The 24,642-nt window shown below is 40.8% G+C and carries 13 protein-coding genes; 2 read left to right on the top strand and 11 right to left on the bottom strand.

The window, feature by feature from the left end; translation table 11 throughout:
- Nucleotide 1 precedes the first annotated feature (1 nt).
- Both ACAY00_RS08325 and ACAY00_RS08330 read left to right on the top strand, forming a co-directional pair.
- A complete protein-coding gene (locus tag ACAY00_RS08325; RefSeq protein ID WP_371372381.1) occupies nt 2-1,618 on the top strand; it encodes a LysM peptidoglycan-binding domain-containing protein in 1,617 nt (538 codons plus the stop codon).
- Between the two features lie 169 nt (nt 1,619-1,787).
- Nucleotides 1,788-3,077 (top strand): dipeptidase, encoded by a 1,290-nt coding sequence (locus ACAY00_RS08330; protein WP_371372383.1) that lies wholly within the window; start codon nt 1,788-1,790, stop codon nt 3,075-3,077.
- Nucleotides 3,078-3,209: 132 nt separating this feature from the next.
- Here the strand turns inward: ACAY00_RS08330 and pyrD are convergent, their stop codons facing one another.
- The 11 genes from pyrD to ACAY00_RS08385 form a co-directional block, all read right to left on the bottom strand.
- Nucleotides 3,210-4,220, bottom strand: a complete 1,011-nt coding sequence (gene pyrD / locus ACAY00_RS08335; protein ID WP_371372385.1) for a quinone-dependent dihydroorotate dehydrogenase — start codon at nt 4,218-4,220, stop codon at nt 3,210-3,212.
- 253 nt (nt 4,221-4,473) lie between these two features.
- Entirely contained in the window at nt 4,474-9,297 is a 4,824-nt protein-coding gene (locus ACAY00_RS08340) for an NAD-glutamate dehydrogenase (RefSeq protein WP_371372387.1), read from the bottom strand.
- A 423-nt stretch (nt 9,298-9,720) separates the two neighbouring features.
- On the bottom strand, nt 9,721-12,045 hold the full coding sequence (locus tag ACAY00_RS08345; protein WP_371372389.1) for an RND family transporter: 2,325 nt from the start codon (nt 12,043-12,045) through the stop codon (nt 9,721-9,723).
- A 5-nt stretch (nt 12,046-12,050) separates the two neighbouring features.
- Nucleotides 12,051-13,088, bottom strand: a complete 1,038-nt coding sequence (locus ACAY00_RS08350; RefSeq protein ID WP_371372391.1) for a WD40/YVTN/BNR-like repeat-containing protein — start codon at nt 13,086-13,088, stop codon at nt 12,051-12,053.
- Nucleotides 13,089-13,297: 209 nt separating this feature from the next.
- A complete protein-coding gene (locus ACAY00_RS08355; RefSeq protein WP_371372393.1) occupies nt 13,298-14,662 on the bottom strand; it encodes a DUF1329 domain-containing protein in 1,365 nt (454 codons plus the stop codon).
- 11 nt (nt 14,663-14,673) lie between these two features.
- A complete protein-coding gene (locus tag ACAY00_RS08360) occupies nt 14,674-16,713 on the bottom strand; it encodes a DUF1302 domain-containing protein (RefSeq protein WP_371372395.1) in 2,040 nt (679 codons plus the stop codon).
- Between the two features lie 415 nt (nt 16,714-17,128).
- Nucleotides 17,129-19,708, bottom strand: coding sequence for an aminopeptidase N (gene pepN / locus ACAY00_RS08365; RefSeq protein ID WP_371372397.1), 2,580 nt, complete (start codon nt 19,706-19,708; stop codon nt 17,129-17,131).
- A gap of 77 nt (nt 19,709-19,785) precedes the next feature.
- On the bottom strand, nt 19,786-21,237 hold the full coding sequence (gene nhaC / locus ACAY00_RS08370; RefSeq protein WP_371372399.1) for a Na+/H+ antiporter NhaC: 1,452 nt from the start codon (nt 21,235-21,237) through the stop codon (nt 19,786-19,788).
- A 403-nt stretch (nt 21,238-21,640) separates the two neighbouring features.
- Entirely contained in the window at nt 21,641-23,683 is a 2,043-nt protein-coding gene (gene prc, locus ACAY00_RS08375) for a carboxy terminal-processing peptidase (protein ID WP_371372401.1), read from the bottom strand.
- Between the two features lie 18 nt (nt 23,684-23,701).
- The gene (proQ, locus tag ACAY00_RS08380) at nt 23,702-24,337 is read right to left on the bottom strand and encodes an RNA chaperone ProQ (RefSeq protein WP_371372403.1); all 636 of its coding nucleotides are present in this window, start codon (nt 24,335-24,337) and stop codon (nt 23,702-23,704) included.
- A gap of 14 nt (nt 24,338-24,351) precedes the next feature.
- Entirely contained in the window at nt 24,352-24,639 is a 288-nt protein-coding gene (locus ACAY00_RS08385) for a hypothetical protein (RefSeq protein WP_371372405.1), read from the bottom strand.
- Nucleotides 24,640-24,642: the final 3 nt, after the last annotated feature.

Genomic DNA, 24,642 nt, shown 5'->3' on the forward strand with positions numbered 1-24,642 from the left:
CATGAAAAAGTTATTAATTCCCCTATCGCTTTCTATTTTGGCTGGTTGCCAAACATTTAGCGAGTTAAAAAATGAGCCTAACCACGAATTAAAAAATGGTGCAGAGGCTGTCGAGATTTATCAAGCGTTATTAATTGATGAGTCGGCGCAGGTCATTCACCCAAAAGACGATGTGGAAATTCCTTTGTCTGATCAGGACGAACTAGTCGTGTCTGATAATATTTGGGACCGAATTCGCAATAATTTACATTTTGATATTCCACAAAATGATAAAGTGATTGCCCAGCGCAACTGGTATACAAAACACGATGCCTATCTTGATCGTGTGGCGAAACGTGCTGAGCCTTTTATTTTTTACATAGTCGAAGAAATCGAAAAACACGACTTGCCAATGGAGTTGGTGTTACTTCCTATCGTCGAAAGTGCTTTCGACCCATTTGCCTACTCACACGGTAGTGCATCGGGTATGTGGCAGTTTTTATCTGGCACGGCAAAACAGTTCGGGGTCAAACAAAACTGGTGGTATGACGGTCGTCGCGACATCGTTGATTCAACCCAAGCGGCAATCAAATTTTTAACCTATTTGAACAAACGGTTCGATGGCGATTGGTTATTGGCTTTGGCCGCCTACAATTCAGGTGAAGGTCGTGTTGCCCGTGCGATTAGAAATAATGCGCGTAAAGGTAAACCAACAGATTTTTGGAATTTAAAATTACCAAAAGAGACTCGTGACTACGTGCCTAAATTATTGGCCCTAGCGGATATTGTAAAACGCCCAGCTGATTTTAATGTCAGTTTATACGCAATCTCAAATAAGCCAGTTGTGAGCTTAGTAGATATTAGTGCGCAACTTGACCTAGCATTGGCTGCCGACATGTCGGGTTTAACCATTGACGAGTTGCATGCCTTAAACCCTGGTTTTAACCGTTGGGCTACGGCGCCAGAAGGGCCACATAAATTGTTGTTACCCTTAAATAAAGTAGAGCAATTTACGGCTGAGTTAGAAAAGCTTAATGATAACGATCGTTTAGCATGGCAACGTTATAAGATAAAATCAGGTGACAGTTTAAGTGTGATTGCAAATCGCTTTAACACCACGATCACCCAAATCAAAGACGTTAACCAATTGCAATCGAACGATATTCGAACAGGTAAATATTTGCTGATCCCAACAGCGACTCAATCATTGGATCGTTACAAGTCTTATGAAAAAGTTCGTAAAAACAAGATCGCTAAAAAAGGCAATGGTAATAAAGTTATTTATACCGTGCAAAAAGGCGATACGTTATGGGATATCGGTCGCTTATATGATGTATCAAGTAAAAGTATTGCTAAGTGGAATGGTTTTGCGCCAAAAGATACTTTAAGACTTGGGCAAAAGCTCACCATCTGGACCGAGTCTTCACTTAGTGAAGCCAGTGATACACCTTTAGCAAGTGGTAACTCTGTGATGCGCAACATTAATTACAAAGTGAAAAACGGTGATTCACTTGCCCGCATCGCCAGTAAGTTTAACGTAAGCGTTAAAGATATTGAACGTTGGAACAACATCAACCGGTCGAATTACCTGCAACCGGGTCAGTTAATAAAACTGTCGGTTAATATCACCCGAATTTAATCTCCAAAAGGACCTACTAAAGGTCCTTTTTTATTGTTCAAGTTTTTCTTCCTTGATCTCCTAAGTTCATTCGAGTTTATTTTTAACATTGCAGCAACATTGCTATTGCACCTTAGGTTAAAAACCAAGTAAGCTATTTGTTCAAAATGTAATAAGAAGTATGAGAAAGATGTCATTTAAATATTCAATCATTGCCAGTGTGATCACCTCGGCGTTACTATTAACGGGTTGCGATAATGCACCGCAATCAACCTCGTCAAATAACCAATCAACAACAAGCAGCATCTTAACGGGTCAGCAATTAGCAGAGAAATACATCATTATTGATGGCCATATCGATGTGCCCTACCGCCTTGAAAGGCAATGGGAAGATGTCAGCAAACGAACTGAAAGTGGTGACTTTGACTTTCCTCGGGCCGTTGCTGGTGGCTTAAATGCACCGTTTATGTCGATTTATATTCCCGCAAAGCTTCAACAACAAGGTGGCAGTAAAGAATTAGCCGACAAGCTAATTGATTCTATTGAAACCATGGTTGAGAATGCCCCCGATAAATTTGCTATTGCTACTAGCGTCGACGATGTACTCGAGCATTTTAAACAAGGTTTAATTTCCTTACCGCTGGGCATGGAAAACGGCAGCCCGATTGAAGGGAAAATGGAAAATCTTCAACATTTTTACGATCGCGGCATCCGTTATATCACCTTAACACATTCAAAAACCAATCATATTTCCGACTCATCCTACGATGAAAATCGTCCAGCTAAGGGCTTAACTGAATTTGGTAAGACCTTGATCACCGAAATGAACAACATCGGGGTTATGATCGACGTATCTCATATTTCCGATGATGCTTTTTATCAAGTTATGGAAATCAGTAAAGCCCCCGTGATCGCCTCACATTCTTCGGCTCGCCATTTTACCCCAGGTTTTGAACGCAATATGAGTGATGACATGCTATTGAAGTTGGCTGAAAACGGCGGTGTGATCCAAATTAATTTTGGCTCAAGTTTTATTTCACAGGCAACACGTGATTACAGCGCGAAAGCAAGAGCCGACTTTGCTGCGTTTTTGCAAGAAAATGAAGTCACTGCAGAATCTGAACAAGCCAAAGCGTTCAGACAAGCCTATCGTAAAGAAAACCCTTACGTGTTTGCGGGCTTAGACGATGTGCTTGATCATTTTGATCACGTGGTTAATCTCATTGGTATCGACCATGTCGGCATCGGTTCTGACTATGACGGGGTTGGCGATAGTTTACCAACCAATTTAAAAGATGTGGCCAGTTATCCAAACTTGATAGATGGTTTATTAGCACGTGGTTACAGCGAACAAGACATAGAAAAAATCTTATCTAACAATGTGCTACGTGTGTGGTCCGAAGTGGAAGCTTATGCAAATGATGTGAAATTAGCAAAAGCGCAAATTAAATCGCAAACCGACAAGGTTATTGCTGATTAAAATAAAGATGGGGAGCTCAGCTCCCCATCTTTTAACACTTTTGTATTACCGTAAAAGCCTATCTTGCTAAAACCAGCGCTTTAATCAAGGTTTCAATTATCGCGATATTAACAAGCACTTTTAAGGTCTTACTTACACTGCGTCAACAATATCTTTTATCAATTGTGGCCCTTCATAAATGAAGCCTGTGTAAACCTGCACTAATGAGGCACCAGCATCGAGTTTTTCTTTAGCCGATGCCGCACTATTGATACCACCAACACCAATAATTGGCATCTTGGAGTCTAACTCTTTAGCCAACATTTTGATCACTTCGGTACTCTTAGCTTGCACAGGAACACCGCTTAGACCACCAGCTTCATCACCGTGTTCTAAATGTTCTACACCATCACGAGCTAAGGTCGTATTGGTCGCAATGACCGCATCAATATTATTTTTCACAAGACATTGTGCAATAGATTTGATTTCATCTTCGGTTGAATCTGGTGCAATTTTTACGGCTAAAGGTACATATTTACCATGTTGCTTGGCGAGTTCAGCTTGCTCCTGCTTTAACGCTTGCAGTAAATCGTTTAGCGCGTCACCGTATTGCAAGTTACGCAAACCTGGGGTGTTAGGAGATGAAATGTTCACGGTAATATAAGATGCGTGCTCGTAAACTTTGCGCATACAAATAATATAATCATCTTTGGCATTTTCTTCTGGGGTATCTTTATTCTTACCAATGTTAATACCAAGAACGCCATTAAAGTTAGCTTTTTTTACTTGTGACACTAAATAATCAACACCACGGTTATTAAAGCCCATACGATTGATCACCGCATTAGCTTGCGGTAAACGAAACAACCGGGGTTTTGGGTTTCCTGGTTGCGGTCTTGGGGTCACCGTACCCACTTCAATGTGACCAAAGCCCATGGCACTAAAACCATTAATACACTCACCATTTTTATCAAGGCCTGCGGCTAGGCCCACCGGATTAGGAAAAGTGATCCCCATAACTTCAACCGGTTTGGCAGCCACTTTAGCACCATAGCAACCTTTTAAAGCAAAAGATGCTGGAGATTTAAGCATGTTAATAGTGAAATCGTGCGCTTGTTCTGCGCTGAATTTAAATAGAATATTACGAGCAATTGAATAAAGCATGTTATCTCAAGTAGATTAGGTTCAGAAATCGAATTTTTTCACCACGTTTTACCCACCCATATCTGTGTTATAGGCCAAAATAACCATAACCTGAGCGTTTGGGCAAATTGGAAGGCGACGCTGATAAAACATCGGGCATAAAAAACTCCCCTGAGCGGGGAGTTTAACATTATTTTGCAGTTCGGTATAAGTTAATCACAAATATATTTTGCTTTTTCATTAACCTAAATCAATGCCAAGGCAATCCTATAAGTTACTGTGATAACAACATTAACTCTCGTAAAGCAACCGAAAACTTCGCAAATTCGTGGGTTTTAGTTGAACGAAAATCTGTTAACACTTGCTTCCAGCGCCCTAGCGGCTGTACTTTGGTTGCTTCCCAACTTGTGATCAATTCAACGATATCGGTTTCATCACTGTTGGCGGTTAATATGGAAGAGACAATAGCGCGTTGTTGCCAGTCTAACTCTTCTCTAAATGACGCTCTGGCCAATGCTTGCCAGTGATTGTCGACAGGTTGTTTGGTTATTTGAGATAAGAACCAATGCAAATCTAATCGCACCCCAATGGTAAAGTAAAGCTCTGCCACTAACTCAATTTGACGAGTATCTTGACAAGCCACTTGGGCAATATCTAACGATGAGAACAAGGTTGATAATTGCGAAATTCGGCTTGCCAATTTTTCTGGCACATTTTGCTCTAATAATTTCGTTTTCACCACCGCCAACTCTTTCGCTTCCGCTTCGACTAAGAAGGTATCTAGTTTCTTGGCCAATACGTTAAAGGTTGGTTGGTAAAAATCAATGGATTGGGCAATTGAGAACGACTTATTGCGATGACGTAAGAACCAACGCGTAGCGCGACGCACAATACGACGAAGTTGGAATAACATTTGAGTTTGCACATTGGCTGAAATCTTATTATCCAATGCTTCAACTTGTTCCCATACATCTTCAAGTTGAAAAATAGTGCTGGCAATGGTGTAACACTTAACAATTTCAGCAATATCAGCGCCAGTTTCTTCTTCCATACGATAAACGAAGTTCGCGCCCATAAAGTTACAGATATTATTGGCTAATCGAGTCGCAATAATTTCACCACGCAAAGGGTGGCTTTGCATTTGTTGTTGATATGCTTGCTGTAACTGTTTAGGGAACGCTTTAACTAATAAGCGCCCCAAGTAATCATCTTGGGTTATTTGGTCTAACAATAACTGCTCTTTGAGCATCATTTTGCCATAAGCGACCAAAACCGATAGCTCCGGACGAGTCAAGCCACGATTGTTTGCCAAACGTTCAGCGATTTCTTCGTCGTTGGGCATAAATTCAAGTGCTCTATCGAGTTTGTCTTCTCGCTCTAGATATTGAATAAAGCGTGTTTGCTCTTTTAACTTACTGGCACCACGAGACTCTGAAATGGAGATCGATTTGGTTTGACGATAACAGTCTTCAAGCACAATCTCTTCGACTTCACTGGTCATGTCATACAACAATTTATTTCGTTGTTTCAGGGTTAAATCGCCGTTTGCGACTAATGAATTCAGTAAAATTTTAATATTAACTTCATTATCAGAACAATCTACTCCGCCGACATTATCGACAAAGTCGGTGTTCATACGACCGCCAGTGGCGGTGTATTCGATGCGCCCTAATTGGGTACAACCTAAGTTACCACCTTCACCAATGATTTTGGCCTGTACGTCTTTGCCATCAACGCGAAGTACATCGTTTGCACGATCGCCCACTTCTAAATGGCTTTCTTTGCTACTTTTGATGTACGTACCAATACCACCATTCCAAATTAAATCCACTTTCATTTTAAGTGCAGCTTGGATTAATTCGTTCGGGGCCATCGACTGTTTCTTGGTACCCAACATCTGTTTAATTTGCGGGGTTAATTTAATCGACTTGGCAGCGCGTGAAAATATCCCACCACCTTCAGAAATCAACTCACGATTATAGTCATCCCAACTTGAACCCGCTAAGTTAAATAAACGCTCACGTTCAACATAACTGGTTTTTGAATCAGGCGTTGGGTCAATGAATATATGCAGGTGGTTAAACGCTACTTGCAAACAAATATGCTTTGATAACAACATACCGTTACCAAATACATCACCGGCCATATCACCAATGGCTAAACAACTAAAATCAGTGGTTTGACAATTAATGCCAATTTCGCGGAAATGGCGTTTAACGGACTCCCAAGCGCCCTTTGCTGTGATCCCCATCTTTTTGTGGTCATAGCCGACACTGCCACCGGAGGCAAAGGCATCGCCAAGCCAGAAATTGTATTCTTCAGCGATTTCATTGGCCGTATCTGAGAAGGTGGCGGTACCTTTATCGGCAGCAACGACAAGGTATGTATCGTCCTCATCTAAACGTACAACGTTTTCTGGGTGAACAATCTCTCCGCCAACAATATTATCGGTGATATCAAGCAAACCACGGATAAAGGTTTTATAACACTCTCGGCCTGCTTCAAATATTTCTTGTCGGCTTCCTTCTTCTGGCAATTGCTTACAGAAGAACCCACCTTTTGCTCCGACCGGAACAATAACCGTATTTTTAACTTGTTGTGCTTTTACTAAGCCCAGTACTTCGGTGCGAAAATCTTCGCGTCGATCTGACCAACGTAGACCACCACGAGCAACTTTACCGCCTCGTAAATGCACCCCTTCTACTTGAGGAGAGTAAACGAAAATTTCATATTTAGGTAAAGGCTTTGGCATCTCAGGGATGCTTTCAGGCATTAATTTAAACGAGATGTATGGCTTAATATTGCCATTTTCATCTGGTTGGAAGTAATTGGTACGCACCGTGGCATTGATGATCTCAACATAACGTCGAATAATACGATCATCATCAAGGCTTGCTACGTTATCTAAATCACTTTCGATATTCGCTAACACCTTATTGATCGCTTTTGTGTGATCTTTCTCATCTGGGCTAAACTTCAGCTCAAATAAATTAACCAAAAGTTCAGCAAACGCAGGGTAGCGGGTAAACGTAGATTCAATGTAAGCTTGCGAGAATGTGCTGCCAATTTGTTGCTGATACTTTGCAATGGCACGTAAGATAGAGACTTCTCGTCCGGCTAGGCCAGCTCCTAAAATCAGTTTATTAAAGCCATCATCTTCTAAGACACCATGCCATACTTTGGCAAACGCATCCTGAAACAACGATTGGACCTGATTTAGGTTAAATTCTTTATTCGAAGTCAACAACATTGAAAAGTCTAAAATCCAACACATTTCGCCGTCACTGTTACGCACCATGTATGGGCTCTCGCCAATAACGCGTAAACCGAAGTTTTCTAACATTGGTAAAACATCGGATAAATGTAAAGGCTCGCCTTTATGGAAAAGTTTCAACTTCACGTATTTGCTGTCGTACTTCTCTTCTAGAGGTTGATAAAACAACATTTCTAGAGGATTGGATGCACTCACCGCTTCTAACTTTTCAATATCAACGATGGCCGTACCTGGCAGTACTTCATCTTTGTATGATTGTGGGAAACTGGCGTATTTACGGCTTAGTTTCTTACCGACAACTTCACCCTTGTTCATGTTAAGGGCGTCAGATAATTTATCGTCCCAGCTTCTTGCTGCTTGATTTAGATTACGTTCTATTTCCTTCACATTAATATCTGCTTTTGTTGAATTAACTCGGACTATGTAATGGGTTCTTGCTTGTACGGACTCAGAGAAAAAAGTATTAAACTCAACTTCTTTATCGGTGCCAAAGGCATCTTGTAAAATTTCTTGGGTTTCGATTCGTAACTGGGTGTTATAACGTTCACGAGGCACATAAACCATGCAAGAGAAGAAACGATTAAACGCATCAGGACGAACAAAGAGCCCTGTGGTATCCCTTTCTTGCATCTGCAATACACCTTTCACAGTATTACTTAATTCTTGTTCCTTTGACTGTAGAATTTCATCGCGGGGGAAAGTTTCAAGAATGTTAATTAGCGTTTTGTATGCGTGCGAACCTTGTGCAAAACCTGAATTATCACAAACCCGTTGTACTTTATTGCGAATAATTGGCAGATTAAGGGCACTGGAGTTATAAAACGACGAACCAAATAAGCCAATAAAGCGATCTTCACCCACAATTTTACCATTGTTATCAAAACGTTTAATCCCAATGTAATCCATATGAGCTGGGCGATGCACTCGTGAACGTGAATTGGTTTTGGTTAAAATCAATAAGTTCGGACCAAAAGCGACTTCTCGCGCGGACTCTGAATAAGCCGATAATGAACGACGAACATTGCCCGTTGAATTACGCATTAAGCCCAAACTAGAATCTAAGTCTGCGGTTAAAATCACATCGCCTTTTACTTCTTCAACTTGATATGAGCGATAGCCCATAAAGGTAAAGTTATTGTTGGCCATCCATTGCAAAAACTCTTTCGATTCTTGAAACTCAAGATCACTGACATGCTTTTTGTAATCTTTCAAACCATCGATCGTTTGCTGAAACTTATCACAAAGCGGTTTCCAGTCTGATACCGTAAGCATCACATCTTCATACACTGAATACAGCTCTTCGGTTAACTCGTCAAGTTGCGATTGTTCCGTTAAACGGTCGATCTCAATAAAAAATACGGTTTCACAGAAGCTACCTTTAAGTTCTTCGGTTGAACGAGCCATATCAACAATATTGCCTTGGTCATTACGAACAACTTTTAATGGGCAATTAAGAATAAGGTGTGGAGACAAACCTAAACGATTTAATGCAATGCGAGTCGAGTCAACCAAAAATGGCATGTCTTTTATGATCACTTCAATAACGGTATGGCTGGATTTCCAACCATGTTTTGAAACTTCAGGGTTAAGCACGCGAATAAATGCTTTTTTGTGCTGTTGCTGATTGAAGGCTTTAAACAAACTGAGCGTTGCACCGTAGACATCACTGTCGTTACGCGCGGCTAAATCATCTTTGGAAACATGACTGTATAAGTATTCGGTAAATTTTTCTAATATAGGAGCGGTGTCTGCTGGTACTTTCTGATGGATCAACTTGCTGACATTTTTTAAAAGCACAGAAGATTTATTTTCTATTGACGCCATTTTATTACCCTCTGGTTCTAGGCGAATGGTGTTGATAATAACTCAAATAAACACGCAAAGAATGAACAATAATACGATGTATTGACGGTTCTCTCGTTTACATATTTCTTTGTTATGTTGCAACCAATTAAAACTTACATAGCAACTTTCATATTCTAGTTCGCATTGCTAAATAACTAATTTTAATTCGTTTATTTTCGGCGATTCTAGAGCTATTTGAATCATAATGAAAGTACTTTATTAGAGTAAAAGTACAAACTTTTTCGATTTGGTAACAAAGTTGTAATTGATTATTCAGTCGGGTTAAATAGAAACTGAATTTTTGCTGTTTTTACTGATTAATTATGCAAAAAAGTGAATAAAGGATTAAATAAAAAAAAGCCCTGAAATTTTTCAGGGCTATCATCAAAAAAATTAATCTGACTACTTGGCTTTATGTCGCCATAAGAAAGTTGATAATGCCGGCAGAACCAATATTGCCGCCAACATGTTCACTAAAAACATAAAGGTTAACAAAATCCCCATATCGACTTGAAATTTTAAGTCAGAGAAGAACCAAGTAGATACCCCTATCGCTAAAGTCACACCGGTAATTAATACTGCGCTACCACGCTCTTTAAGGGCATTTAAATAAGCTTCACTCATCGCTTCGCCGGCTTTGATCCGAGCCGACATGGTCGACAAGATATAAATACCGTAATCAACACCAATACCAACACCTAGGGCGATAACCGGTAAGGTAGACACGGTTAAGCCAATATCAAGGTAGGTCATCAATGCTTGCGCTAAGGTTGAAACAACATAAAGCGGAACCACTACCGCAATGGTGGCTCGAATAGAGCGAAAGCTGATCAAACATAATAAAATAACGGCGCCATATACATACATCATCATCGGAGTTTGAGCTTTTGCTACCGCTTCGTTAGTCGCCGCCATAACACCAACGGGACCTGACGCTAATTTAAATTGAATATCGTCGGTGTTAAGCAAAGCCGCATTTTTCTTGACCGCATCCACTACCCTATTGATGGTTTCGGCTTTATGGTCTTCCATAAATAAAATGATAGGCATCGCCGAACAATTTCGATTCAACAAACCACTGGTGGTCGGAACCCTAGCTATTGACTGCACCAATGATGATTGATTTCGAGGCAATACTTGCCAGCGCTTATTACCTTCGTTATATCCAGAATTGACTCGTTTGGCGATGGTTGCTAATGAAACCGCTGACTGTACGCCTTCAACATTTTCAAGGCGCCATTGCATGGTATCAATGGCGTCTAACACCTCATGGTTAATGCAAGAGTCTTCATATGTTTCAACCACGACCGACATATAATCCACACTGATGGCGTACTTATTGGTGATTAAAAACGTATCTTGGTTATAGCGCGAGTCTTCATGCAAGGCAGGCGCACCTGCATGTAATTCGCCTATTTTGAGTTTGTCTCCCTGATATTGCCCCCAAACAAACAGTATGGCAGTCACCAGCAAAATCCCAGCCGCGACTTTTGGTGAACTGACATAATCGGCTTTACGCCATAACATTCTGTTCATCCATTTGTGTTCGGCCGTATCAACAATGTGTTTTTGTTCTTTAGGATCAAAACGTACAAACGATACCAACACAGGTAACAACACTAAGTTAGTGAAAATAATCAACCCAACACCTAAAGAAGCGGTGATCGCCAATTCACGAATGATCCCGATGTCAATGGTCAGAAGAGTCATAAAACCGACGGTATCTGACAATAGTGCGATACCGCCTGGGATCAATAAGCGACGAAAACTTTGCTGCGCCGCCGTTTTTGCATGATGACCTTTAGCCACTTCTTTTGAAATCGCATTGATCATCTGTACCCCATGACTGACCCCAATGGCAAAGACTAAAAAGGGGACAAGAATCGACATGGGATCAAGGCCAAAGCCAAGAACCGTTAACATCCCAAGTTGCCATACCACGGCAACCAAAGAACATAATATTGGCAACAAGGTTAAAGTCACAGAATGACAAAAGAAATACACCATAATAGCGGTAATGACGATGGCGATACCGAAAAAGGCAACCACCCCTTTAGCCCCATCAGCGATGTCCCCCACCATTTTAGAAAAACCAATGATATGAATCGACAAGCTCTCTGACTCATATTTTTCTCTAATTTCTTGTTCTAGTTGCTTGGCCAATTTTAGGGTATCGAGTTTTTCACCGGTTTGTGGATCAAACTCCATAAGCGATGTTTTAACCATCGAACAGGTATAATCATCCGATACCATACTGCCAACGATACCGGCCTTTTCGATATTGGCTTTAACAATGGCTAGGCCATCTGCATTGGGTACAAAGTCTGCTGGGATAACTGGGCCGCCAGCAAAGCCATCTTCGACAACTTCAACAAAGCGGGTTGATGGTGAATACAACGAATTCACCAAAATACGATTAACCCCCGGAATAAAAAACAATTGATCATGAACACCTTTTAAACTGTTAAAAAAGTCTTCAGTAAATATGTCTGAGTCTTTATTACAAACAGAAATCAATACGTTATTAGCCCCACCAAAGTCATTTTGATGCTTTAGATAGGTTTTCATATAACCGTGCTCTAAAGGAATGTTTTTTTCAAAAGATGCATCCAGTTTGATCTGCGTTGCAAAATAAAAAAGTACGGCGGTAACAATGGCAAACAGAGCAACCACGGTAAAACGAAAACGGAACAGATTACGTTCCAAATGATTAAAAATATTCTTCATCGCCTTTACTTCACTTCTATTACTTTAATGCCAACTTCTGAGGCAGCGATTAATGTGTTATTAAACCAGACGGCAGCCAATAATGCTTTGCCATCGGCTTGCGTATGCAGGTCGAAATTTTTGCCGTCATCACTGATTAAAATATTGCCCGCATTAGCAATAACGATAAGCTTATGGTTTGGCGTTTCAATGATATCATTTAGCAACGCCGTGGTATGGGTGTCGACTTTTTGCCAGTGACTTGTGCTATTGGCACGATAAAATAAATTGCCCCGTAAACCGGCGACATAAAGCACGTTATTGGAAGCTTGGAAAACATCAAAAAATGAGCCTGCGTATATTTCATCTAGTAATGTGAACGTTCTTCCCTGGTCGACACTCTTGGCAATTAAGCCAATTTCACCGACCATATATAAGGCGTCGTCGGTTTTTAATAAACGATTGAAATGCGGTAAAATACTGGCAATTTCTTGTTGGTAAAATTCTTCGTCTTCGGCTTTAATATCTTCAAGGTATAGCTGATCATCTTCGGTTAATAACTCTAGATGAAATTCCTCATGCCAGCTTTTACCACCATCTTCAGTACGAAAACTGGTGCCATAGGCACCAATAGCCAGACCATGAGTTGGGCTAAAGAAGTGGATATCAAATAAAGGTCGTTGCTTATTGGGTAAAAATTGTTGCACTGCCCAAGTGTCTCCCCCATCTTGGGTATGCACAATAACCGAGTCATGACCAACTGCCCAACCCAATTGCTGATTAAAGAAATAGACCTTGGTTAACGTAGAGCGCGTATTTACCGGTCGTTGCACCCAGCCTTGACCATCATTCGAGGTTAGAATATGACCACGTTCCCCAACAGCGACTAACCGACTATTATTTATGTTAACAATATCTAATAACAGAGACTGACGTGCTAATGGTTGAATATCACTGTATTGACCAATCGGGTTTGTCTGCGCGGTTTCAATCGATGCAATCGCGGGTAATGACAAACTCATAAAAAGAAAGAGAAAATAAGAAAAAAAGACGTAATGCTTCATAACTGTCCAAATGTAGTGGCGCACAACTTATTCGTTATAACTGTTGGTAATCGAGTGAAATCGTCAATTACTAAGCTAAGATATTTCTAAATTAATAAAAAAATGTGCAAATAAATGAAGTCGCGCTTAAATAAACTGTTTGTATTATAGTAAATTGTTTGCAATCAAAAACGGTTGGCATTGCCAACCGTTTTTATGGCTCGATAATATTATCGTTTGCCTTCTCGACGCAGGGCCGAAGAGTTGAAGTCACGCTCTCTTAACTCAGCGTTAAAGTCATACATTTTATGTTCGTTATCCAGACCAATCGCGATGTATCGACGCGACTGTAAATCGTGGTAAACGTCTAGAGTAGACCACTGAGTTGGTACTTCATAATAGTTAATACCGTGGGCCTGACCGACGCGGTAAAGCTCATCACGTTGATCGTAAATATCGGTTACCGCTATTTGCCAGCTGTCTTCGTCTAGGTAAAAACGACGTTTTTTGTATAAATGATCGGTGTCGCCTTTTAGCGTCGCTTCAACGACCCAAACACGATGTTTCTCATAACGTACCAACTCAGGATTAATATGGCCTGGTTTTAAGATCTCAGAGTACTTAACGCTGTCGCTGTGTAGGCGATAGTCGTTATATGGGATCAATAGTTCTTGCTTACCTTTTAATTCCCATGTGTAACGGTCTGGAGCACCGTTAAACATATCGAAGTCGTCGGTTGTACGCAAACCGTCGGACGCCGTACCTGGTGCATCATACGCGACATTTGGCGCTCGGCGTACTCGGCGTTGGCCGGTGTTATAGGTCCAAGCTTGGCGAGGGGTTTTAATTTGATCCATGGTTTCATGTACCAATAAAGCGGTACCGGCTAAGCGTGCAGGCTCTGACACCTTTTGTTTAAACTTAAACAAAATATTGGTCTGTTCGAGCTCTTCTGGTGATGCACCTTTCACCCCATATGGTAACAGCAAAGACTCATCAAAACCGATGTACGTGTAGTCACCAGATCTTGTCGGAGCCGCTTGCCCACCTTCACGAGTCAAGGCCTCACCACGATAGCGCAAGGTATGGTTCCAAATCGCTTCCAAACCATTTTGCGGGATTGGGAATGGTACCCCTACCGCCGCATTGCGAATACCATTACCCTCTCGAATAAGCTCGGCACGGGTTGCATTCTTAATGGTCTCATCATAAACGTGCTGTGGATAAGAAGCACTACGATGGGTTTGATACACATTCATTTTGTAGGTTTCTGGGTAGGTCTCAAATAACTTCATTTGACCCGGTGATAACAACGCCTGATATTGCTTATAGTTATCTTTTGTAATGGTGTATAAAACTTTATCTGCTGGGTATGGATCTGGGTGATGATCGCCCACTTTATAATTGGCTGGTGGGGTTGTAATGCCACCCGTCCAAGCAGGAATAGAACCATCTGCATTAGGTCCTTTTACCGCTCCCATAGGGGTTAATTCTGTGCCAAGTTTGGCCGCTTGCTCGGCATCAACTTTGGCAAACGTGGCCGTTGATGCTAAGGCTAAAGAAATGGCTAAAGATAATCCTGTTATTTTTTTCATGTGTTTAACCTTTAGATTGAATACTTAATGTTGAAAGAGATGAAGTCTCGATCTTCAATTCGGTTGGTGGTACCAACACCATCAAAGAAAGCATTGTAGTTAATGTCAGCTGACCAACGGCTTTGATAATCAAAGCTGATACCTGCAGCGACCGATTTACGCTCTTCAACAAATAAGAATAATGGATCTGGTGTAATACCCTCTACGTCGTGAGAAAATACCACTCTTGGTGACATGTTAATGCCCCAAAATACGTCGTTGTAGTCTAACTTGGCTAAGACTCGGTAACCCCAAGCAAAGTCATCTGGGAATGGATTGGTTTCAGTGCCACCAAACAGTAAATTTACATATGGGTTGCCTACGGTACCCGAACGGGCGCCACCGGGTCCATTTAGGCGAATTTCATCTTCATCTGGCATGTCTTGAATACTAATACCACCCATTTCAAATAAACCGGTGAATTGGCTTGCCCCAAGGGTAGGACCGAATAAATGGGTTAAGGTAAATTGTGCTTGGATAGTATCCGATTCAACATAACCTTGCGCTTTCGAACCAGATTCAAATACAGGCATTTGCGAAATACCGTCTAAGAATGGTGCCAAAGCCAAATCAGAATTTGCTAATTGTTGTGGTACTGCAGCAAACAACAATTCAACATCATCAATTTGCAGTGGTTCATCTTCGCGATAGCTCACTTCACCGGCCAGTGAGGTCAAACCAACATTAGTATTAAAGCTTAAACCATATAGCTTTATGTCCTCGGTGAATTCAAATCGTGCTTTGGCATAAGCTTGCAAATCGGTCACATTATCTTCATTAATGCCTTGCGCTAACAGACCTAAATCAGAGACTAAAGCTTGTTGATTAAAGTTTGCCGTATAACCTGAAATGACCGGACGACGAGAATGGTAATTCATGTAATAAAGGCTTAGCTCTGTCTCGTTAAGCTCTGGGAAGTAGTATGAGAAACGAACACCATACTGACCACCATCTTCTGGCTCATCTTTCGCCCTATCGTTTTTCTCCGTCAGGGTCGCTTTTCTTGCTAATCCGACATAATCGGTTAAATAAGACGCGGCAGCTGCAGGATTGGCGCGAACTTGAGCACCAAGTTCATTTAGCTCGGTCATCAACTGGTCGAGATTGATATCGGCTGTACCACCAAAACCAAGTTGTATATTATTTAAATAACCACCTGAACCGGCAAAATCATTGGTGGCAAAATAACTGCCTGCTGCCGGTAATATGGATTGCTCCCAACGATATTGATAGAACGCTTCAATATTAAAGTTTTCAGTTACCCCAACCGAAGCCCAAACAGCACCGAAGGGAATAAACGCTTCTTTTAATTCGGCCCCTGGTGCTCGTAAACGTGCGATATCCACTGGGTTAATTTCACTGATCCCGTGGGCAATTAAGGTACTCTCACCCCAGCTGATCACCTGATCACCTATGCGAATACTGATAGGAGTGTTATCGGCGTAAAAGTCAGCATAGAAAAAAGCGTCGAGCAGACGTATGTCACGACAAACTTCGTCTTTGGCTTGCTCATCATCACAAGGACTGGTGCTTTTGCCCGTTAAAGAATTCACATATGGGCGGTCACTGTCCATCATCTCAAAGTCGTAAAAATACATGCCACGGGCGAACAAACCAAAATCGCCATGATCGTTGGCGTAACGAATATCAAGTTCGTGACTGCCTTTTAAGGTTTTTGAAAACGCTTCACCGGCGTCATAATTTAAATTACCTAAATCCCCATTCGTAGAATAAGAACCGGGCAATGCCCAAATCTGCCCTTGCGAATAGGCATTGTTCATCCAATCAAGGTTGTTATTAAGGTTGTTTGATTTACCGGTTAGGTCAGTCCAATTACGGTTTTCAATACGATATGATTCACCATAAGAGAACGTAGAGTCGAAGCTGATTTCAAAATCACCTACTTCGAAATTTACCGCGTGTGCCTGCGCACTGGCCAACGCCAGTAATCCTACTGCGATCCCATTAGCCAGTGGATTTTTTCTAAACTTCACCGTGGAGCTTGGCTTCATGTTTTATCCCCAGAAATTAACTATTTATTAGTTTTTTAGTTCTTAATTATTTTTTATAGTCCGGCATTAATTACAAACTAATGCTACTGGCAACATGATTACATCATTTTTACAACTAGGCAACAGTAATTGTGAAGAGGAAAAGTGTTTGTCTTTCTTCCCTTTAACTACTTGATCTTGAGATCACTAAAGACACGTTTAAAACACGTGTTTTAAACGGGTTTGAACATGCATTAGTAGTCGTTTTATAAGGTGTATACACAAACTCATGCATTACTTGGGTTAAAATCCCCGTTAAACCAATGTTTAAAGCTGTTACTCTAAACTTGCCTAAGTATAAAAAAAATAATAAAAAAAAATGCCATCTGAGTGCCTCAAATGACATTTTTTAATCGATTGTAAGCTGTTCTTTTTGTTAATTTAAAGCAGAGCTCAGCTTTTCTTGTAGATCGTTTGATAAATCATCTAAGTTGGCCAACAGTTCTAATTGACTTTTCATTAATTTTTGATGGGTTTTAGAGAACGACTTAAATTGAATCAAAGGCGTAATGATCCGGGATGCGACTTGGGGATTTAACCCATTTAGGATCGCTATTTGTTGTTGTAAAAACGCATATCCCTGCCCGTCTTCTTGATGGAAATACTTAGGGTTGTAAAAAGCAAATGCACCAATTAATGATCTGGCCTTATTCGGATTTTCCAGACTGAATTTAGGATGCGATAATAAGCCTCTAACACGCTCGATGACTTGCTCATGTTGATGCATGGCATTGACCGTAAACCACTTATCCATGACGAGGCTGTTATCCTGCCATTGTTGTTCAAAGGCTGCGTTGATGTGTTCAAAACAGGCTAAATCATTAACCGATGCGAATCGAAATGCAGCCAATTGGTCGGTCATATTATCAGCTTGTTGAAATTGCTTTAGGACTATCTCATTACCCATTTGGCTGGTTGCCAAATACTCAAGGCAGGCATTCTTTAAAGCCCGTTTACCAATGGCTGTGGCATCTTTACTAAAGGTGTCAAGTTGACAGTCTTGGTATACTTTAATAAATACCGGTTGCAGTTTGTTAGCAATAAACACCTTAACCTTTTCTAACGCGGTTAATAAATCGGCTGGTACCACAAAGTCAATACAATCCGCCATTTCATCAAAGCTTGGTAGTTTTATTTGCTCGGCTTTAAAAGCTCGATCGGCATCGCTATTTAATACCGTTTCGACCATAGTCACTAACGACCTTGGGATACTCGCGTTTGGCTCATTAACCAACTGACGAATGCATTGACGATAAAACTGTTGTGAAGCCTCCCAGCGAATAAACTCATCTTCGGCGGCAAAAATCAAGGTTTCAGTTTGTTCTTCGGTGTAAGGGTAACTCAATTTAACCGGGGCTGAAAAGTTAGCAAGTAATGCTGGTACCGGAGCTGAACTCATGTTGTCAAAGACAAAAGTGTGCGTTTGCTCAGTCAACTCCCACATGCCACTGGCAATGATGCTTTTATCCATTGGGTTGATTAACTCGTAATTGACCGGTATATGAAGATTTTTTTTGTGCTCTTGATCATGAGTTTTGGCATGCAACTGAGTGAGGGTGATCTGATAGCGCTTGCTCTTAGGGTCAAAACTGTCGGTTACCTCTATTTTTGGGGTGCCAGATTGGCTATACCATAACTTAAATTGGCTGAGATCGCGCCCACTCGCATCACTTAAAGCGTTGACAAATTCATCACAGGTTACGGCTTGGCCATCATGGCGTTCAAAGTACAATGCAATACCGGCTTTAAAAGCCTTATCACCGAGTAAAGTATGCAACATTCTGATCACTTCGGCGCCCTTTTCGTAAACCGTTAAGGTATAGAAATTATTCATTTCCAACACCTTTTCAGGGCGTATCGGATGGGCCATTGGTCCGGCATCTTCAGCGAATTGTTGTGAGCGTAAAACACGAACATTTTTAATTCGTGTAACCGCTTTAGAATGCATGTCAGCACTAAATTGCTGATCGCGAAATACGGTCAAGCCCTCTTTCAAACTCAATTGAAACCAATCACGACAGGTCACACGATTGCCGGTCCAATTATGAAAATATTCGTGCGCAATAACCGCTTCAACATTGAAAAAATCATCGTCGGTTGCACTGCTGTCATCGGCTAAAACATATTTTGAGTTGAAAATATTAAGCCCTTTGTTTTCCATCGCGCCCATATTAAAAAAGTCGACCGCGACAATCATATAAACATCTAAGTCATACTCAAGATTAAATTCTTGCTCATCCCATTGCATCGACTTTTTCAACGACGTCATAGCATGCTCAGCTTTGCTTAGATTGCCTTGATCAACAAATAATTCTAGAGTTACTTCACGACCTGATCGGGTTGTAAATGTATCAGCAAGTAAATCAAAATTGCCGGCGACCAGCGCAAACAAGTAACTTGGTTTAGGAAACGGATCGTGCCAAGTGACAAAATGTTTACCATCGCTTAAATCACCACGTGCAATGGCATTACCATTAGCAAGTAAGTACGGATATTGTTGCTTATTAGCAATGATTTTTGTGGTATAAACCGCCATCACATCGGGGCGGTCTAGAAAATAACTGATGCGTCTAAAACCCTCTGCTTCACATTGACTGCAGTACACATCACCCGACTTATAAATACCTTCAAGCGCCGTATTCGCTTTCGGGTCAATCTGTGTTTGAATTGATAAGGTGAACGTTTTATTACTGAAATCGCTATTAAGCACCAGTTGGCTTTTTGACAACTGATATTGCTCAGGGCTTAATGTTGTACCGTCTAGTTCAACAGATAACAGGGTTAAATGTTCACCATCAAGAATAAGAGGACGTTGATGACAACCATTAACACGCAGGTGCATTTTATTGGTAACAAGAGTCGCAGTGTCGTCAAGCTCAACAGTAAGCTCAACCGATTCAATCAGATAATCTGGTGCTTGGTAGTCTTTTAAATAACGGGGAGAGATATCGCTCATAAAATAAGGCCAGGTAAAATAAAATGATTTTAACCTGACCTCAGTTATATGCAACCGATTTAAGCGCTTACGGTATTTTAATCTTTAACAACTAACTTTTTGATATTAAAGCCAATGTAGCCATAGAAAACGGCAAGTACGGGGTTAATCAAGTTAAAGAAACAGTAAAAAATATAATCCAACGGATTTACTGCTAATACACCATACATATAAGCACCACAAGTATTCCAAGGGATCAATGGCGACGTTAAGGTACCTGAATCTTCAAGTGTTCGACTTAATACTAATGGATCCAATTGTTGGCGCTCATATTCTTCTTTAAACATGCGACCAGGCATAACAATCGCCATGTATTGATCGGCTGTTACGACATTGGTACCAATACAGGTACTAACGGTAGAAAAAATTAAGCCACCAGTACTTTCTACTTTCGCCAATATCACACTCATTAATTTTCTTAACAAACCCAAATGCTCTAATATCGAACCAAAGGTTAAGGCACAGACAATCAACCAAACGGTATTTAACATACTCGACATGCCACCACGGCTTAAAAGACTATCAAGGGTTTCATCCCCTGTTGCCACTGTCACGCCATCAAAGAACGCTGTCCACACAACGGTAATATTCGCGGTTAATGAATCCAGCCCTTCGCTGGCAAGTTTCATAATAAAGTCTTGTTGAAACAAAATTGCCCATAAAGCGCCCACTAAAGCACCAATAGATACGGCTAAAAATGCCGGTACTTTGCGAATCGCTAAAACCAATAACACCACAAGAGGGATCAGATTGACCACGCTGATATCAAAATTGCTTTCTAACAGGTTATTTATTTTAAGGACATTTTCAGAACTTTGACTGACATCTTCGGTTAACCCCAATAGAACGAATAATAACAAGGCCGTAAAAATTGATGGGATTGTGGTCCAAAGCATGTAACGAATGTGGTTAAACAACTCACTGCCAGCAACAGCTGGCGCTAAGTTGGTGGTTTCTGATAAAGGTGAGATCTTGTCGCCAAAGTATGCGCCAGAAATCACAGCCCCTGCGGTGATCGCAGGTGATAACCCCAAACCATCGGCTACGGCGAGTAACGCAACACCAATAGTGGCTGCGGTCGTCCAAGAACTGCCAATTGACATCGACACTAAACCACAGATCAGACAGGCGGCAGGATAAAACCATTGCGGGTTAAGCAAATTGAGGCCGTAATAAATCATCGTAGGAACCGTACCCGCCAAAAGCCAGGTACCAATTAGAGAGCCTACGGCCAGTAAAATTAAAATGGCACCTAAGGAAATGGATATACCGTTAATAATGGCTTTTTCCATATCATGCCAATCATGACCGTTTTTAAAACCTATCGCCAAAGAAACACCAGAAGCTATCAATAACGCGATTTGATTTGGGCCGTAGGAAGAATTGTCGCCAAAATAGAAAACAGCTCCAGTTAACATGAAAACCATCACAATGACGGGGATCAGAGCATCCATTAAGCTTGGCATTTTAGTTGTAGCAAATTTCGACATAACCAGGTTTTACCTATTTTTACTTCTTATTTGGTTAATTAATTGTTAAAGATTCTATTATTTTTTAACAAGAATGTATCGTATTAATTTAACCAAAATTCTAACGAAAGCCAGTATAACTAAAATTATGCATCAAAAGCGAATAAATAATCACGCCAATTACAATTCTACAACAACTGATTACAGATTAGACTTTTTTCTATAAATAACATTAAGATAAAAAGCTTGCTTGGTTAAGTTAGCGCTCAAGTTAAGAAATAAGCCTGATAATCAATCACATTGAAGATTTGACTGTAGTAAAGGGAAAAATACCTAGGATATGAAAGGTGTAAAAAAACCGCTCAGCTGAGCGGTTTTATATTGGACTGTTTTATCCCCCTGCCAAAGGTGGGTAAATATTCAGTTATTTATTTTTGGCAATTTGACCTATGTTGACTAAATCAAAGGTAATGTTGGCCGTTTCGTCTAATAAAGCATCAAGTTCATTCAGGTCGTCTGGAATGTCATCAAGCGAAGCAACCTTTTCTTTGCCTAAGGCAATCAGTCTTTTGTTGGCACGCTCTAAACGTCGATTTTTTCTTTCATCGCGTTCTGCTTTGCGCACCTCGTAGTTTAAAGATGCCGACTTTTTGTCCTTGTGTTCGTTATAATATGCGATATCTTCATAAATATAAGCGAATTCTGGGTTTTTCTTAATACGCTCTGCATGCATCGATGAAAGGTATTGAATGTCTTGGCTAAAATCATTTAAACGACGATACTCTGCCGGTTCAATTTTATCCCACTCTAAGGCGTTTTCTTCGCGACTTTCACCCCACTCTTTAGGGTCAATTGCTGTCGGGTATTGAATATCAGGGATCACACCTTTGTGCTGAGTACTGCCACCATTTATACGATAAAACTTAGCGATGGTAAATTGAATACTACCAAGGGGATTATCGTACAAGTCATATATACGACCTAAACCTCTGTGTTGCTGAACCGTGCCCTTACCAAAGGTGTTTTCACCAACAATGATAGCGCGACCATAATCTTGCAGAGCAGCAGCAAAAATTTCTGACGCGGAAGCGGAATAGCGATCAACTAAGACCGTTAACGGGCCCTCGTAATAACTCAGACCATCGGTGTCTTTGTTAACATCCACTCTGTCGTCACCACCACGAACTTGCACAACAGGTCCTCGGTCAATAAATAGCCCGGTTAATAACGTTGCCTCGGTTAAAGAGCCACCGCCATTACCTCGCAGATCCACAATAATGCCTTGAACGTTTTGCTCTTTTAGATGAGCAATTTCTTTGGCCACATCGTGTGAAAGCTTGTTGTAGAAACTTGGGATGGTTATCACCCCTAATTTCTTAGCCGTCGCAGGGCTTTGTTGGTCGGCAGATTTTTCGTAGTATATATCCGACTTTGCTTGTCTATCTTCTAATTTAATGGTTTCACGAACAATAGAAACCACCTCTAGGCTTGAACTTTCACCTTTTTGAATTTGCAAGCGTACCGTGGTGCCTTTGGGACCTTTGATTAAATCAACGACATCATCTAAACGCCAGCCTACAACATCAACAAATTCGCTATCACCTTGCGCCACAGCAACGACTTTGTCTTTGGCTTTTAGCTTATTGCTTTTATCGGCCGGTCCGCCTTTAACCACAGACTGAATCACGGTGAAGTCATCTTCGGCTCTTAAAACCGCTCCAATGCCTTCTAATGATAGATTCATTTCCATTTGAAAGCGTTCAGCGTTTCGTGGCGACAAATACGAAGTGTGTGGTTCGACAGTACGAGAGAACGCATTCATCACAACCTGAAACACATCTTCACTTTCACTTTGAACTAAGCGTTTAATTGCGTAGTTGTATCGTTTGCTGAGTAATTCTTGGATGTCTTTCCATTCTTTGTCTGCAAGCTTTAAGTTTAATGCATCGTATTTAACTTTTTTGCGCCACAGTTCGTCTAATTCGGCTGTCGATTTGGCGTATGGTGCATCTTCACGGTCAAAGGTATAGTTTTCTTTTACAGTGAAATCGAACTCTTGCTCAAGCAAAGACAAAGCATACTTATAGCGTTCAAGACGACGCTTTAAATTAAGATTGTAAATGTCATAAGCAAGATCTAACTTGCCTGAGGCAATCATGTCATCGAACTTGGTACGGTACTGAGTTAAATGGTCAATATCTGACTGTAAAAAAACATTACGCGAGTAATCCAGTTGCTTTAAATAATTGTCAAAAACGTCCGTTGAAAGCGCATCATCAAATCGGAATTTTTTGTAGTGTTGGCGAGAATATGTTGCCGATATGCGCTTACTAGCTGTTTTGTGCTGTACTTGTTGTGTAAGTACCGGAAGCGCACTTTCGCTTGCAACCTCTGCGTCTGTCTCGGCAAAGGCATTAAAGGAAAATGATAAAGAAACGGCCAGTGCTAATCGACATAATTTCTGCATGTAACTACTCCAAATGGTTTATTTGGTAAAGATTTTATCTGCTTGGGTTTTAACTACCATGCCTGAAGACAATTGAACCGTCACATCTTTACCCGCTACTTCTGTAATAGTAGCATTTAACGGGGAATTACCCACTTGGACCATAATATTCATACCAACTGATAAGGTATCTGCGTCCAACTGAGTTAAATTAACTTTCTGTTTAGCGGGTGCTTTTTTCGCTTTAACCGCTTTGCTTTTTGGTTTACTTGTAATAGTAGAGCCTTTTACAGCCCCTTTAGTTCCTTTATACGGTCTATTTTCTTTTTTGTCTTGAGTTTTTTTGTTAGCAAATTTTTCTTGGCTCTCTTTTAAGGTCTTAGCCGCAAAACTTGCTTGCTCTTCATCAATAAGCTCAACCTGCTCGCCAGCAAGATCAATACGGTGGTTACCCGCTTTGATTGACTTAAGGTAACGCCAGCTCGAGGTGTAATGACGCAAGGCTTGACGTAATTGGGTTTTACTGACTTTTTCGTCATCTACTAAGGCTTCGGCTAGATCTTGAAAAATACCTACCTTTAACGGTTTTACCGCACCTTCTAGACTAAAGCATGCAGGGAACTTCTCTGCTAAGTGTGCGATAATTTCTTTGCTGGTGATTCGTTTAGTTTCCATAATAATTACTTCAATTAATTTTGTTGGTCGAGATATTGATCACGGTTATCAAGTAGATGTTGACACCAATCATATATATCATCATATTCAATTTCTGGTAGGTCTTCATTACCTATCCAATGTTCCCAAACCAGCTCCAATAAATCGGTTAACTGCTCTGGCTCGATATCATCTTCTGCCATCTGATAAATGGTGTGATAAATCTCATTTATCTTTTCGGCAACAACTTCTTCTTCCCCGTCCCAGTCGCCTACTACCGCTTCTGAAACCAGAAAATCATGAATAACAATAGATTCTTTCATCGC

The sequence above is a fragment of the Thalassotalea sp. 273M-4 genome (assembly GCF_041410465.1).
GTDB lineage: Bacteria > Pseudomonadota > Gammaproteobacteria > Enterobacterales > Alteromonadaceae > Thalassotalea_A > Thalassotalea_A aquiviva.

Excerpts from the sequence above, each read along its gene's own strand:
- ACAY00_RS08325 (WP_371372381.1), top strand. The coding sequence starts at position 2 with ATGAAAAAGTTATTAATTCCCCTATCGCTTTCTATTTTGGCTGGTTGC.
- ACAY00_RS08330 (WP_371372383.1), top strand. The coding sequence starts at position 1,788 with ATGTCATTTAAATATTCAATCATTGCCAGTGTGATCACCTCGGCGTTA.
- pyrD (WP_371372385.1), bottom strand. The coding sequence starts at position 4,220 with ATGCTTTATTCAATTGCTCGTAATATTCTATTTAAATTCAGCGCAGAA.
- ACAY00_RS08340 (WP_371372387.1), bottom strand. The coding sequence starts at position 9,297 with ATGGCGTCAATAGAAAATAAATCTTCTGTGCTTTTAAAAAATGTCAGC.
- ACAY00_RS08345 (WP_371372389.1), bottom strand. The coding sequence starts at position 12,045 with ATGAAGAATATTTTTAATCATTTGGAACGTAATCTGTTCCGTTTTCGT.
- ACAY00_RS08350 (WP_371372391.1), bottom strand. The coding sequence starts at position 13,088 with ATGAAGCATTACGTCTTTTTTTCTTATTTTCTCTTTCTTTTTATGAGT.
- ACAY00_RS08355 (WP_371372393.1), bottom strand. The coding sequence starts at position 14,662 with ATGAAAAAAATAACAGGATTATCTTTAGCCATTTCTTTAGCCTTAGCA.
- ACAY00_RS08360 (WP_371372395.1), bottom strand. The coding sequence starts at position 16,713 with ATGAAGCCAAGCTCCACGGTGAAGTTTAGAAAAAATCCACTGGCTAAT.
- pepN (WP_371372397.1), bottom strand. The coding sequence starts at position 19,708 with ATGAGCGATATCTCTCCCCGTTATTTAAAAGACTACCAAGCACCAGAT.
- nhaC (WP_371372399.1), bottom strand. The coding sequence starts at position 21,237 with ATGTCGAAATTTGCTACAACTAAAATGCCAAGCTTAATGGATGCTCTG.
- prc (WP_371372401.1), bottom strand. The coding sequence starts at position 23,683 with ATGCAGAAATTATGTCGATTAGCACTGGCCGTTTCTTTATCATTTTCC.
- proQ (WP_371372403.1), bottom strand. The coding sequence starts at position 24,337 with ATGGAAACTAAACGAATCACCAGCAAAGAAATTATCGCACACTTAGCA.
- ACAY00_RS08385 (WP_371372405.1), bottom strand. The coding sequence starts at position 24,639 with ATGAAAGAATCTATTGTTATTCATGATTTTCTGGTTTCAGAAGCGGTA.